The sequence below is a fragment of the Paenibacillus sp. FSL R7-0652 genome (genome assembly GCF_038595045.1).
In the GTDB taxonomy this organism is placed as follows: domain Bacteria; phylum Bacillota; class Bacilli; order Paenibacillales; family Paenibacillaceae; genus Paenibacillus.
The window spans coordinates 435,338-449,551 of sequence record NZ_CP152001.1 but is presented as its reverse complement, the minus strand read 5'-3'; the positions used below and the strand labels follow the sequence as shown (position 1 = coordinate 449,551).

The window sequence follows — 14,214 nt, the reverse complement described above, 5'->3', positions numbered from 1 at the left end:
TATCTCTGACTGTTTTATAAACCGCCCAGACCATGGTTGATAGCTAACATTTGTATAAGTACATCACTGTCAAAATTACCAATTTGACTTATATTAATAACCATAAAGCTAAGCAAGAGTATATAGAAGATTTTCTTTTTTTTCATAAGATTTCTGAACCTCCATCATTATAAGTTTATACTGATGCTCGATTTCAGTCGTTTCCATATTCTTATGCTTCTCGTATAGAGAGATACAATGAATGATATTTGTTTGATTATTTAATTTTATTGACTCTTCTAGACAGTGCATAAGTTGCTTCAGACCCTCCCGATATTCATGGCGATTTAAGTGATAGATAGAGAGTTCTAACAAGAATGCAACATACATTTCATATCTCATCTGCTCTGTATATCCTTTTAAACGAATGATTTCAGAGTTAATTCGATCACTAAACTTATTCAAAAGGTCATCAATATCATGGTTAAATTTATTAGCTGCCTCTAAAATATTAATCATAGCAGGTAGTAATTCCGCTTCATTATCCTCGATAAATTTCACGTAAGCAGGTAAAATATTGAAGTCACCTATCATTAATTTATATAAATAAGTATTGGCTTCTGTCCAACCGGCAAATTTATCAATAAAAATCTGATCTTCTTCATCCGGTTCAGAGACTTTAGAAAGTTTGGCATAGAGCTCTGTATAGACTAAAGCCTCTTCATACCGCCCCTGCTTCTCACATGCCGATGATTTTAGTAAATTTGAATAAGCCCTATATACAAACAAAGGATAGGCGGTAAGTCTATCACTTTTGTCTATTTTTTTCTTTGTATATGACTGCAAAATTTTCGTTTTCTGATCTAATTCTTCAGCCAAATTAAATACCTTTTCCCAATATCGCAGAGATGCATACGTATTCGCCAAATCCTTAATCGCATCCAGCTGCCTCTCTTCATCCAGCCGATTAATATACGGCTCGAAATGCACGGCAGCACGAAGGTTATCATGTTGATTCTGACCGAGTGAGAGGGTGAAGATGCGATACTGGCAGAGGGCCAGGCGCTCGGAATGCTGGTATTTCTCGCACTCGGCTACGCATTCATATAACATGCGGGCTGCTTGCTGCTGACCGCGCTCCAGCATACCTTCGGCCATTTCGAACAATTCCGAGATATAGGAGCGATCGTCCGTCACCTGCTGAATCACTCGCTGGATACAGTCGAGCTTGTCCAATTCTGCACAGCGCTGCAGGAAAGGCTCAAGCCTTCGCCAGTGAGGAGCCGACTCTACGAAGCACTCCGCACCGTACGTCTCGTAGAAATAACCTTCCTCCAGATTCATGCCCTGGGTAATCAGATCAAGCTGCGCCATGGCGATGGGACGAGTTCCCTTAATGATTGCACTTAGCGTTCCGGCGTTCACTCCTGATATATCTGCAAAATATTGAAGGGTATATCCCTGTTTCCTGATGTAATCCTCAATCGTTGAGCGTATCGTAGTTGCAGGTTCCATGTATCCCACCTCCACAATTAAAATCCAGAAATTTGAATTTATATGATTACACCAATTTTAATCCTAAATTTTACAGTGGTCAATAAAAATCGTGGCAATTATTTTACAATTTTCTCCCAGAAAAAGGTCCTTCTCCATTTCCAGTTTGGCTTAGTCCCCCATTGCTTATAGAAAAAATCCATTAGAAGAATGAGCAGGAACATGATACAGTTAATCCAACTTCAATATCCTACTATTTCAATAGGATTATACAACACGGACAGACACTTTTATACAAGCAAGGGAGTACATTCAATGAAATTTGCCTTGTTTAGCCTCATGATGAATCTGCCTAATGCCGTCACAGGGGAAGTTTTGACAACCCAGCAGAAATTCCATAACATCCTGCAGCAAGCTCAGCTCGCTGAGCGGCTGGGATTCGACGCCTACGGCATCGGTGAACGACACGGGGCACCTTTTCTGTCTTCATCGCCGCCGGTTGTGTTAACAGCCATTGCTGCGGCCACCTCACGGATTCGTCTGCTGACCACGGTTACGGTTCTCAGCATCCTTGATCCGGTTCGGGTTGCCGAAGATTACGCTACGTTGGATCAGTTATCGGGAGGACGACTGGAGCTGATTATCGGCAAAGGCAATGATCCGCGTCATTATCCGCTGTTTGGCATTCGTGAGGAGCAGCAGTGGGATTCTCTGGATGAACGCTATCATCTGCTGAAGCGGCTGTGGTCGGAAGAGAATGTCACCTGGGAAGGCACATATCGCCCTCCACTTGATGGGGTGACCACGTGGCCGAGACCCCTTCAGAAGACCATTCCGATCTGGCATGGCAGTGCGTCGAGCACGTTATCTACAGAACTGGCTGCCAAATATGGTGAGCCGCTCTTTACCTCGAATTCCTTCCACCCTCAGGCCAAATACAAAGCTTTGATCGACCATTACCGCGAGCGCCTCACTTATTATGGTCATGATGCACAACAAGCTGTGATTGGTTCTGGTGCTGGCAGCCTCTATCTTGCGAGCACAGGCGAAGAAGCGATTCGCCGTTACAAGCCGTATTACGAAGCATTTCACGCCACCGCTTCGGCACAGCATAACCAGTCTCCTTTTACGGATCTGGAGGACAACATCGCCCGCGGCCCGGTTTTGATCGGCAGCCCGGAGCAGGTGATCTCGAAGATTCTGGATTATCATGCCGCTTACGGGCACCAGGTGCTAAGTATAAGCGTTGACGGACTCACGCATAGCGAGCAGCAGGAGCAAGTGGAACGTTTTGCCACAGAAGTGGCCCCTGTATTACGACGCGAACTGCCAAGCTCAGTGTGGAATGATCCTCCCCTGTTGACCGAGCACGAAGGTTCCTTCTTCCCCAAACCAACGGACATATGGCCCTCTGCCATCTCCCCGATCTTTCAGGTATAATATCACCCTGCCACACATAAACCGCTTCCCGGGTAATTCGGAATCCCTCCGTATTGCCCTCTTCCTCTTCTTCTCTTCCTCTTCCTCTTCCTCTTCTTCTTCTCTTCCTTCACTTATCACATATTGCTGCACTTCTTGCTATGCCTCAGACCCGATGCCTTTGAATACCGAACCCAGCAGCAGCTCCACAAACGTATCATCCATCGGCTCACCCGTGACCAGCATCCGGTAGAACACAGGCCCGTAGATCATGTCGATATACAGTCCAATGTCCAGTCCCTGCTTCAGCTCGCCGCGTTCTACACCTTTCTCCAGAATGCCCCATGCTTCACGGCGACGCGGCTGAATATATCTGCTGCGGTATTCTTCCGCAAGAGCCGGATCAGACTGCCCCTCTCCGATAATCTGTGTAATGACTTTCCCTTCGGCACTTGTCAAAAATTGAACCAGATTCCCTGCATGAGCACGCACATCCTCATATACTGACCCCGTATCCGGCACAGGCAACCTGGCCGTTAACGCCGACATGTATCCATCCAACATGACAGCCCCTTTGCTTGGCCACCATTTATAGATCGTTGCTTTGCTCACCTGTGCACGTTCGGCAATCTTCTCCATCGTCACCGCAGCAAACCCATCTTCCAGCAGCAGTTCATACGCCGCCGTAAGGATTGCATTCTGGGTTTCCATGTTGCGGGGACGTCCTCTTTTTGCAGTCATTGCTGACCCCTCCATTGTAATCCTTTATAAATTAACAAAACGATACGTTCATTATACTAAAATGCATCACCAATAGACATTTCAAGGCTCCCTGCAGTGTCGTTATATTTCTGTGAAATTCCATTGTTCTGTAACTGCCTATTTACAATACTAAACGTATCGTATATTATTTAGGTGTAAATAGTAAACGGAACGTCCAGTAATAAAACCGCAAATCATTACAGGCAATACATGCATCTGTGTTACCCATCCTATATTTTATTGGAGGTCGATTTTATGAATACGAAACAAAAACAAGGTGCCCAACCGATGAAGGCTGCAGTGCCTGGCTGGATTATTTTCCTGCTCGCCGCCTCCTGCGGTTTGATCGTCGCCAATCTGTATTACGCTCAGACGGTACTCGGGCCGATCAGCACCACAACAGGCCTTTCTTCTTCCGCTGCCGGTCTGATTGTAACCCTCACACAAATCGGCTATGTCATTGGTCTGCTTTTCATCGTACCGCTCAGTGATATTATTGAAAATCGCCGTTTGATGATTCTGTTTCTTATCCTACTCGCTGCCGCGCTAATTACCGCCACTTTTTCTACCAGTGCTTTTCTCTTCCTCACGGCTTCGCTGCTCATTGGCGTCGGTTCCGTCGTTGCACAGATTCTGGTACCTTACGCCACATACCTGACTTCCGAAGAACAGCGTGGGCAGGTCGTCGGCAATGTCATGAGCGGTCTGCTGCTCGGCATTATGCTTGCTCGGCCTGCTGCCAGCTTTATCACCAGCATTTGGAACTGGCAGGCAGTCTTTGCATTCTCGGCCGTGGTAATCGCCCTGCTCATGCTGCTGCTGTCACGGGCACTTCCCGTTCGTCAGCCTGAGCCGAACCTGAAGTATGGACAATTGATCCTGTCTCTCTTCACGCTGCTCCGCACGCTGCCCATGCTGCGGCGGCGTGCATTCTACCAGGCCAGTCTGTTCGGTGCGTTCAGCCTGTTCTGGACAACGGTCCCTCTAAGGCTGGCAGATGATTTCGGCCTGTCCCAGCAGGGCATTGCCTGGTTTGCTCTGGCAGGCGTGGGCGGTGCTGTTGCCGCTCCGATCGCCGGAAGATGGGCAGATCGCGGCTTCACCCGGGTACTCACCGGAGCCGCTATGGTGATTGCTGCTGCCTCCTTTGGTCTGGCGTATCTGTTTCAGAGCCATTCTACACCGGCCTTGATCCTGCTGGTTGTCGCCGCCATCACGCTGGATATGGCTGTATCCGGCAATCTGGTGCTGGGACAGCGCATCATCTACTCCCTTGGCAGCGAGGCGAGAGGACGAGTGAACGGTCTGTTTATGTCGATCTTTTTCATCGGAGGTGCCATAGGTTCTTCACTCGGAAGCTGGTCTTATGCCCATGGCGGCTGGAGCCTTACTACGCTCATTGGCCTAGTTATGCCGCTGCTCGCCCTGCTGTACTACTTCACGGAGAAAAAGGTTACGGCTATCAGCAGCACATAACCTTGCAGCCGCATCGACTGCATACAGCTTTTTAAATATTAAACTCCCGACACAAATCAAGGGCAGACGTCTATCCCAAGGATAACTTCTGCCCTTTCTTTTATTACCATACACTGCACGGCCCTCCCAGCTCGTTCCACCAGCTGTATTTTCCTGCTTACTTCATCACACTGAACTTCTTGGTCTTTGCCCGGACCGACTCATCTTCTCCCCACACAATGACACCTACGACCTTGGTCGCCTCCAATGTCATCGATGCGATCTCACCTGCATATTGTTCAAAAGCATTATTCAGGGACTGCCCCGTCTGTGTAAAAACAAGATGTTTCAAGCTGTCCTTATCCTCAGAGCAAGCCTTAACCAGATTGATCAGCTGGTTCTCTCCCGCCTTCAAAATGACGGTGCTGTATCGGATACCCGCATGCTGGACACCGGAACGATCCCGTACAGGATGATCCGAATACAACCCCGGTTCATTCAGGGCAGCTTGTCCCATGAGAAGCGCTGCCGCATTGGCTGCGGCTCCCTGCTCCAGATTTTTATCCAGTATAATAGCAATTCTCTTCATATGATCGCATTCACCCTCTATGTTTTATTTCGTAAAACCTACTCATGTCCTGTGGGTTCTACATTCCATCCATCATATTTATGCTGCTCATCTTATGCAACTCACTCGTTTAATCCGTCAGTTTCTTCAGCTCAAAAATAGTTGCCTCTGATAGCAAGATAAGCCTATCGTTATTGACAACAAAGAAACTGAAAGGAATTCCAAGTTTTGTAGATGGGTCACCTATACTTATTACTTTTACTCCATCATCTCGTTTCAGGCCTGGGATATCTATTTTATATAATCCATAAAAAGAGGTAGAGTTATAACACATCGTTGTAATCTCATAGATGGGATTGTCCAGTTCATACTGATATTTCTTATATTTTGTAAGTCCTTTGGATGAAAAAAAGTCTTTTCGGGTGATCAGTTCATCCCCAATGAATTTTTGTCCTGCCGGATATTCAGAAGCATCATTATATGAATTTGCAAATCCAAGAAGCTTCTCCACTTTCCAAGCTCCAAAGAAATACGCTTCCGTTTCACGATCCAAATGTGTACGATCTATAGTACAATCGGATGTGTTTTTCGGGATAATTGACTCATCCGTTTCATTTTTTGGCTCGCTGGAAATATTTGCACTTAAAGTCGTTTCAACAACATTTCCATAAGCTAATGTCAGCATCAATATGATCATAACAGCCAATATTGTTTTTTCCATACCTCACACTCCTACCTCGTGTACACTACATCCACTGTTTATCTGCCTGGAAAAATGATACCAGATCATTTGAACCAATGAATGACATAAAAATAACAAAAATGAGCAGCACAAATTAGGTGCTGCTCATGGCTCGTTTGATTCACTATTGGCGTAATCTGCGTGCACTTAATGCATGGTGTCCATTTTGTAAAAAGGTGCTGCGCGTATTCTTCATCATCTCGATTCGCTGCTCGGCCAGCTGATCTGCGGCAGCATAGGTAGGGATGCCTCCTGTACGAGAGCTTTCGAAAATCCTCTCAAGCGTAGTATAGATCTCACCGATCTTCGCCCAAGCTCGCTCGGCGTGGTATCCGTTCAGCTCGTCGGCAATGTTGATCACACCACCTGCGTTAATGACATAGTCCGGCGCGTACACAATGCCTCTATGATACAGCTCATCGCCATGGCGCGGCTCCAGCAGCTGATTGTTGGCACAGCCCGCGACAACTTTGGCCTTCAGTGTTCGGAGCGTATCATCATTAATCGTGCCGCCGAGCGCACATGGCGCATAGATATCACACGCCACGCTTGTGATATCCGCCGGGTCAACAGCCTTCGCCCCATAACGATCTACCGCCAGCTTCACGGAATCCTTATGGATATCGGTTACGATGAGCTGTGCGCCTTCCTCGTACAGATACTTGCAGAGATGCATCGCTACATTTCCGACACCTTGAACGGCAATCGTCTTACCTTCCAGCAAATCGGTGCCGAAGGCTTCCTTCGCAGCTGCCTTCATGCCGCGGTATACCCCCCAAGCGGTTGCCGGCGAAGGGTTGCCGGACGAGCCATAGCTTGCGGAGATGCCTGTGACATAATCCGTCTCCTGATGGATCAGATTCATGTCCTCTTCCGTGGTACCGACGTCTTCGGCGGTGATATAACGACCGTTCAAGCCTTGAATATAGCGGCCAAAGGCGCGGAACATCGCTTCGTTTTTATCCCGGCGCGGATCTCCGATAATGACCGTTTTTCCCCCGCCCAGATTGAGACCGGACACAGCGTTTTTGTATGTCATACCGCGAGCCAGGCGCAGTGCATCTTCAATAGCCGCTTCCTCTGAGGCGTATGTCCACATCCGTGTACCGCCAAGCGCAGGTCCAAGGGTCGTATCGTGTATGGCAATAATGGCTTTCAAGCCTGACTTCCGATCCTGGCATAGAACCAGTTCCTCATAATCATGCTGCTCCATTGCTTTAAACCAACTCATCTGCTAACCGTCTCCTCTACCATTTATGAGATAAATTTGCATTTGTATAATTAACACTCCACCCCTATTTTACCCATATCCACCCAGTTTGTGCAAAATCACATCACCATGTTCGCTTTGGAGTCAGATTGGTATTGCAATCGCAGTCCATATCGATTGCTGCCGTGAATCTTACTTGCCATAGCAAAAAGAGGCCCCGCCTGTCATGTCATGACTGGTCAGCCCCTCCAACAGCTTATACCTGATATGCAACCGCCAGCTTGTGCAGCTCGCAGCTGGTCAGGTCAGTATGGTCATACTCCATTCGCTCTAGGTGAGCGTTTCGACCACATTAATCGGATGCAGTGCTCCATCTACGGCAAAAGAAGCCTGCCCCGTCTCTTCCGAGACGACCAGCACAACCGCATCTGTCAGCTCACTTAATCCGAGTGCCGCCCGGTGGCGTGTACCCAGCTTTCGCTCATGCGCTTCAGCCTGGGATAGCGGCAGCACATTACCAGCAGATACAATTTGATTACCGCGAATAAGCACGGCCCCATCATGCAGCGGCGCGCCCGGAATGAAGAGCGACTCGAGCAGCGCGTGTGTCACTTTGGCATCCACCGCTACCCCGGAATGAATCATCGGCGCAAGCGGAACTTCCCGTTCAATCACGATCAGTGCCCCATACCTGCGGTCAGACAGATGCTGCACGCTGGACGTCAGCTCTGCGAACTTCTCGGTAAATGGAGACAGGTAACAGTCGAGATAAAAAGAAGATGCGAGCACCTCGATGTGTTTGATCTCGGCCCGAATCTCGGCAAACTGCCCCAGCAAACAGACACTGTCATGGTCAAAACGCGATAATGTCGAATTCATTCGCTCTGCTACGCGGTGCAGGTCTGCCTTCAGCTTCTGCCGCATCAAGGAACTGTCGCAGTCCGCTTGCCCTGCTTGATTCATCCTGTGCCGCCTCCCTCTTCCCTATTATTGTCTTCACTCAGACTCGACTGCATTTGGATTCGGATTCCATGATTAGTACCCATACCTTGCCCATCAAAGACAAGCTTTATGCAGCGATAAGCTGTGAGGCTGTCACAAGAGAAGCAAATAAGACGGACTGTTCAGCAAAAACCATATACCTATCATGAAATAAATCTGGATAAATGTTACAATGACTTCAATGGATTATTTAAGGGAGAGAAGTCATGAAGAAACGAAATTACTACCTTTTCGCGTCTATAATCATTAATTTAGCTGTCGGATTATGGCTCTTTACCATGAATTCAACAAAGCCTCTAAAAGAGGCTGCATGGGACGATGTTAACTTTGACACGATCACCTCAATAGATATCGAAAAGGGTCATGACCAAAAAATAACCCTTACAGACAAAGATGAAATTCATAAAATAATGAGCAGTTTGTCAGCCCTTGAAGTGAAGAAAAATTCCAAGGTTTCCTTAGATTTCAATGAGGTGTATAGGCTCTTTGTTGATGTAAATCATGGCGCAAGACTTGGAATGCATTTATATGATAATAAGTATATCGATGTCTACGATTACGAAGCGTCTCCTAAAAAGAACTCATCTATGCATTACCAAATTTCAAGTCAGTTCGATCACAGAATAATTCAGGATTATGTAAAATGAAAAAACGCAAAGAAGCTGAATTGACATCACCAGCTTCTTTGCGACATTTATTTTCAGCTATTTTCAGCTGCTCCTTACTCTGAATTGATTAATATTCAGATTCCGATCCTGACCTCGTTATTGTGCCTTGCCGTACGAACCTGCTTTAAACGTCGTCGGATCATACCATTTGTATCCTGCAGCCGGGGCAGCCCAAGGTTCTTCTTTCGGTTCGGTGGATGCAGACGGTGTCTCCATTGGCAGCAGGCTTGTTACGTTATCCAATGTCAGACCTGGCACTTGGGCCAGGCTGGTATAGCTTTCTTTCACCGCCAGCCATTTCACGGTATTCACAAGGAACGCGGCGTCGTCCACCTCTTTGAAGCCATCATATGTCTTCTTCGTGGCTCCGTTTTCTTCACGCAAATACTTCGGCGTTGCATCTTCAACCGGAGAAGAATCACCGATAAATGCGGCTTTCCCTGCGCCTACTTTGGCAATTGCAGCGTAAGCCCCTTCCGCTCGCCCGCCTCCATTGTACACGCCCTGATCGACGGCATTATTCCACTTGGACACGCCGTTTGGAACATACACTAATCCTTTGGCTTTGTTCGGGTCCATAATGGCAATGGTTGATCCCGCATGCATTGCCACAGCTTGTACACCTGTTGTAATGCCAAAAGACTGCGCTGGTGTTACGATATCCGTGGCATTCACATCACCTAATGCGTTATAGCGGAAACGAACACCAAAGTTGTTCCCCAGCCAGTCCGAACTGATTACCCCCTGCATGGCTGGCGATGCTGCTTCCGCGGAGGACATGCCTTTCGCTGGATTCAGGAAAGCTCCCCGGCGGTAGCCGTTGAACACCTCGGAGGAATCCCAGCGGTTTTTGTTCCGGTCTGCATTATAATGATCCGAGATAAAGAAGATACTTCCACCGTTCTGTACGTACTGCAGGAGCGCGGCCTGCTCTGTCGCTTTGAATGGCACGTTGGCTTCGCCGATGACAAACACGTCATAGTCCTTCAATTTGTTATAGGTGTAAGCCTGTTCACCAAATGTATACGGGATGCTGCGTTCCAGCTGATCCACGGTAAAGCCTGCGTTTCGCAAACCGTTTGCAAAGTCTGAAAAAGCTCCATCAATAATCCAGTCGGCTGCACCTGCGGTCTGGGCATGCGTGTTATCAAACAGCACTTTTTTGCCTGTACCATCCGGCAGGGTCGTTCCCGGGTTCGGGTTTGGCTCTGGATTAGGGTTCGTGGTTCCTGACGAGAGGGTAATTGAGGTTGGATTTTTGACTCCGGCATAACTGTTATATGCGCCCAGCGTTCCAGTGACAATAATTTTTTTGCCTACCAGATCCGGATTTGAAGCCAGTCCGTATTGAGCACGAAACGAAGAAGAGATCTGCACATTGAGCAGTTTGTTGTTCGAACGTTCCGATGCCGAATCCGCAATCAGCACATTGAAATCATTGGCATATGGAGAGGTAAACTTGGCCGTCAGTGACCCTGTCGCATGTCCCACAACATAACCTTCGACGGCTGCCGTGCCTCCGCTGCTCTGGGAAGCAATAGCCTGTGATACGGTAAGTGGTGCTGCGGCCTGAACCGGAGTCTGATATCCCGGAACCAGTAATGCTGCGGCCATCATCATAAAAACCAGGAATGCCCCAATCCACTGCTGCCTTAACGCCTTTTTCATATCCTCTTTCTCCTCCTCCGCATCGTTTGATGCCTGTGCATAATGTTTTCCCTCAGGTGGTTCGGTTCGGTTCGGTTGTTTCTATCTTGATAACTTATGCTTGTCCCTTTTTAATTTAATGCTTCATGTAATGAATTCCTCTATGTTTATGTAAAATTTTTGCAAAAATTTTCCGAGTGTTTATATCTTGGTTTCGATACGAATAAGGCTTTTTATCAAAAAAGTTGAGTGATCTCAAGGTTAAGCATTGCATTTTACTCGAATACGAGGCATAATGTGATTATATATGATAATGATTATCATTCTTGAGCTTGTTATGATGCAGTAGGACAATGACAACTATGCTTACGACTTTATAGATAAAGGGGAACGAACATCGAATGAACACAACTCTGCAAAAGGCTGACCTGCAGCTGGACGATTATTTGGATCTTCTGAACCTGGCGACCCATCTGGGTGATACGAGATGGCAAAAGGAAATTATCCGCAAACTGGCATATACTTATCCCAAAGCGGCTTGCAATCAACCACAATAGCACACTGCCTAGACAGAAATATGTGAGCTGCGATTCATGGACTGAAAGAAATCTTATCCAATTCAAGAATTAACGATGACTGCCTGCGAAGAATTCATGCTTTTGAATTCGGTCGTGGGCTTTTTTGTATCTACACCTTGCGTTACAATAGGATGCAATCATATGCGGATTCAGGTTGAATGCAGAAACTTACAGTGCACATATGAGAAACTAAATTGGAGCAGAGGAGCTTACATGATGCAGCTTGAAACCGAAAGATTACTTATCCGCGAGATTGTAGAAAATGACTGGCAGCACATACATACGTACACCTCCCTGCCCGAAATAACGGAGCACACCGCATGGGGACCGAACACGGAGGAAGATACCCGGGCTTATGTGCAGGATGTAATCCGTATGCAGCAGACGGAGCCGAGAGAAGGGTATGAGCTGGCGATTGTTTTGAAAAAAGAAGGCATTCTCATCGGTGGCGCTGGGCTCCACCTTGTGGATCAGACTAACGCCGAGATCGGCTATGTTCTGCATCCCGCGTATCAGGGGCATGGATATGTTACGGAAGCATGCCGTGCACTGCTTCACTTTGGATTCAGGGAACTTGGCATTCACCGCATTTTTGCCAAATGCCGCCCTGAAAATCCTGCCTCCGAGCGAGTCATGGAACGCATCGGGATGCAGCGTGAAGGTTTACTGCGGGAGCATTGGTTCTATAAAGGCTTGTATCATGACTCCGTGCTCTATTCCATTCTGGATCGGGAGTTAGAATAAACTAAACAGACATTTATCTGCGCAGCGGTAATATGCACATTTATGAGGCAGCGCTGGATCAGGGGATTCTAGCGTTTGGAGATGTACCTTGTGAGTGCTGCCGTGGGGCTGCAGCGTGTGGGATGCAGCTTGAGTGCTGATAGGTTGTAAGTAATATGTTTTGAGAGGTAACGATGTGCTGTCCTAGTAAACACCTGCTGTGTCTTTGAGGTGCTGCGGGTGCTCCTAACAGTGAGCCAGCAGCGTATAAACAGCACACGAAATTTCTAACGATCTCCAGAAACCTTATTTGGGTAATTTACTGCAATTTGTAATTCTAACGATTCCCAGTAACGCTATTTCATTAAAAATTCGCTAAATACCCACAATTTTCACTGGAATTGAAAAAATAACGTCTCTCCAGATCGTTACATTTTCAAAAGGACCGAAACACCTCAAATAAGCTCCTCTCGAATTGTTAGCCGCAGTCGGGGTAATAAAATCATTCTTCGCGCCTACTTAGTAAAAAGACGAAGCAGCATAGGCTGCTTCGTCTTTGATTTCCGTCCCGATCTCATTTCTCCCCACCATACATCATCTCTATTTATTTGTTACACGTCACTTGCTGTCTATCATTTGTTAAACGTTACTTGTTACTATTTCCCAGTTCCGTTATCCGACCATGCTAACTGTTTGTTCTCCGTCCACGTTAATAAGTCTCTTTTTAATCTTCTCCGCTCAACCGATCTTCCGGTTTTCTCTCCATATTGCTCCCTATATCCAGAACGCCCCGCATCCTTCAGCACTTTTGCCATCTCCCGTTACGACCCCAATCGCCAGTGGAGATGACACAACCTTCCGTATGTTGTGTGCATGGTATGCTGCGTTAATACTTAAATCTTCTGCTGTCAATCTATGCTGCATCTCTTACAAACGGCACAGTTCCTTCGGACAGCTCGGGAACGAAGGGCATCCACACATACAGCGCAGCGCAGCCATATCCCGGATCATTAACTTACCGTCCATCATGTCCAAGGTACCCTGCTCTTTCCACGCGCCAAGCATACGCGTAACACTCTCCCGCGTTGCTCCGATCATCTCCGCAAGTTCAGTGTGATTCAGCTTCATCTCCAGCACGATTCCGTCTGGAATAATCTTGCCATACGTGTTGCTGGCACGAATCAATGTCGAAGCAAGTGCACCTGCTTTGCCGTACAGCAGCAGGTCGCGGAATCTCGACTGGGTAATCCGTTGTGCGAGCGCCATCCATTGCAGAAATTTCAGCGCCAGGTCTCCGTTTTTGCTCAGCACACTTTCGAGATCCGTCAGCGAGATGATGGCCAGTTCCCCTTTTTCCGCCATCTCTGCACTGTAACTGTGATTTAGTCCGCCAATACCGCCAAATTCACCGATCAAATCACCACTTTGCTGAATCGACAGAATAATCTCTTTGCCATCCTCCGTCGATTTGGTCAGCTTCACCCGTCCCGAACGAATGTAGTACAGATATCCGGCTTCATCACCTTCCAAAAAGAGACTGTATCCCGACTTCACTTTCTTAGGCTGCATTTTCTCTTCAATCAGATTCCACTGCTCCGCTGTAACAAAAGACAGAATCCCACCTGTTTTCTGTGTCATTTTGCCCGCCTCCGTCTGTGTCCGCTCTGCTTTTTGGGTGATTCTTTCCACAAATACTGTACCCATCATTTTCGTCCCCCTCGGTGATTCCTTATGATTCCATCATATCGTGAAACAGACCGAAAGGTTATCGGGGGATTACCTGATCTTTGGCGGGAAACTCCCCCAATTCGCTGTGAGAAAAGTCACATATCATCAACAAAGACCCGGGTTAACGATGTATTCAACCTTGAATTGTCAATCTTTTACGTTAGTGCTAGCATACAGTTAAACGTTGGTACGTCTTCAAGCTTGTGAATCTGTAATCTTATGCATCTCCAGAACAGGAG

The 14,214-nt window shown here is 47.2% G+C and carries 13 protein-coding genes; 5 read left to right on the top strand and 8 right to left on the bottom strand.

The window, feature by feature from the left end; all coding sequences use genetic code 11:
- Positions 1-108: 108 nt before the first annotated feature.
- Positions 109-1,494, bottom strand: a complete 1,386-nt coding sequence (locus tag MKY97_RS02145) for a helix-turn-helix transcriptional regulator (protein ID WP_342553892.1) — start codon at positions 1,492-1,494, stop codon at positions 109-111.
- A gap of 294 nt (positions 1,495-1,788) precedes the next feature.
- Between MKY97_RS02145 and MKY97_RS02140 the strand changes: the two genes are divergently transcribed.
- Entirely contained in the window at positions 1,789-2,913 is a 1,125-nt protein-coding gene (locus MKY97_RS02140) for an LLM class flavin-dependent oxidoreductase (RefSeq protein WP_342553891.1), read from the top strand.
- 138 nt (positions 2,914-3,051) lie between these two features.
- Here MKY97_RS02140 and MKY97_RS02135 read toward each other — a convergent pair whose 3' ends face one another.
- Positions 3,052-3,633, bottom strand: a complete 582-nt coding sequence (locus tag MKY97_RS02135) for a TetR/AcrR family transcriptional regulator (protein WP_342553890.1) — start codon at positions 3,631-3,633, stop codon at positions 3,052-3,054.
- A gap of 276 nt (positions 3,634-3,909) precedes the next feature.
- Between MKY97_RS02135 and MKY97_RS02130 the strand changes: the two genes are divergently transcribed.
- Positions 3,910-5,130 (top strand): MFS transporter, encoded by a 1,221-nt coding sequence (locus MKY97_RS02130; RefSeq protein ID WP_342553889.1) that lies wholly within the window; start codon positions 3,910-3,912, stop codon positions 5,128-5,130.
- A 157-nt stretch (positions 5,131-5,287) separates the two neighbouring features.
- Here the strand turns inward: MKY97_RS02130 and MKY97_RS02125 are convergent, their stop codons facing one another.
- The 4 genes from MKY97_RS02125 to cdaS all read right to left on the bottom strand — a co-directional run bounded on the left by MKY97_RS02125 (position 5,288) and on the right by cdaS (position 8,592).
- Positions 5,288-5,698, bottom strand: coding sequence for a DUF2000 family protein (locus tag MKY97_RS02125; RefSeq protein WP_342553888.1), 411 nt, complete (start codon positions 5,696-5,698; stop codon positions 5,288-5,290).
- A gap of 109 nt (positions 5,699-5,807) precedes the next feature.
- The gene (locus MKY97_RS02120; RefSeq protein WP_342553887.1) at positions 5,808-6,398 is read right to left on the bottom strand and encodes a hypothetical protein; all 591 of its coding nucleotides are present in this window, start codon (positions 6,396-6,398) and stop codon (positions 5,808-5,810) included.
- Between the two features lie 145 nt (positions 6,399-6,543).
- Positions 6,544-7,650 (bottom strand): Glu/Leu/Phe/Val dehydrogenase, encoded by a 1,107-nt coding sequence (locus tag MKY97_RS02115; RefSeq protein ID WP_342553886.1) that lies wholly within the window; start codon positions 7,648-7,650, stop codon positions 6,544-6,546.
- Between the two features lie 309 nt (positions 7,651-7,959).
- Entirely contained in the window at positions 7,960-8,592 is a 633-nt protein-coding gene (gene cdaS / locus MKY97_RS02110; protein ID WP_342553885.1) for a sporulation-specific diadenylate cyclase CdaS, read from the bottom strand.
- A gap of 245 nt (positions 8,593-8,837) precedes the next feature.
- Here cdaS and MKY97_RS02105 point away from each other — a divergent pair, with 245 nt between their 5' ends.
- The gene (locus MKY97_RS02105) at positions 8,838-9,278 is read left to right on the top strand and encodes a hypothetical protein (protein ID WP_342553884.1); all 441 of its coding nucleotides are present in this window, start codon (positions 8,838-8,840) and stop codon (positions 9,276-9,278) included.
- A 117-nt stretch (positions 9,279-9,395) separates the two neighbouring features.
- Here the strand turns inward: MKY97_RS02105 and MKY97_RS02100 are convergent, their stop codons facing one another.
- A complete protein-coding gene (locus MKY97_RS02100; protein ID WP_342553883.1) occupies positions 9,396-10,967 on the bottom strand; it encodes a DUF6359 domain-containing protein in 1,572 nt (523 codons plus the stop codon).
- Between the two features lie 380 nt (positions 10,968-11,347).
- Between MKY97_RS02100 and MKY97_RS02095 the strand changes: the two genes are divergently transcribed.
- Complete coding sequence (locus MKY97_RS02095) at positions 11,348-11,503, top strand: hypothetical protein (RefSeq protein WP_342553882.1); 156 nt, start codon at positions 11,348-11,350, stop codon at positions 11,501-11,503.
- Between the two features lie 237 nt (positions 11,504-11,740).
- Complete coding sequence (locus tag MKY97_RS02090) at positions 11,741-12,268, top strand: GNAT family protein (protein WP_342556201.1); 528 nt, start codon at positions 11,741-11,743, stop codon at positions 12,266-12,268.
- Positions 12,269-13,174: 906 nt separating this feature from the next.
- Here MKY97_RS02090 and MKY97_RS02085 read toward each other — a convergent pair.
- Positions 13,175-13,954 (bottom strand): Crp/Fnr family transcriptional regulator, encoded by a 780-nt coding sequence (locus MKY97_RS02085; protein WP_342553881.1) that lies wholly within the window; start codon positions 13,952-13,954, stop codon positions 13,175-13,177.
- Positions 13,955-14,214 lie beyond the last annotated feature (260 nt).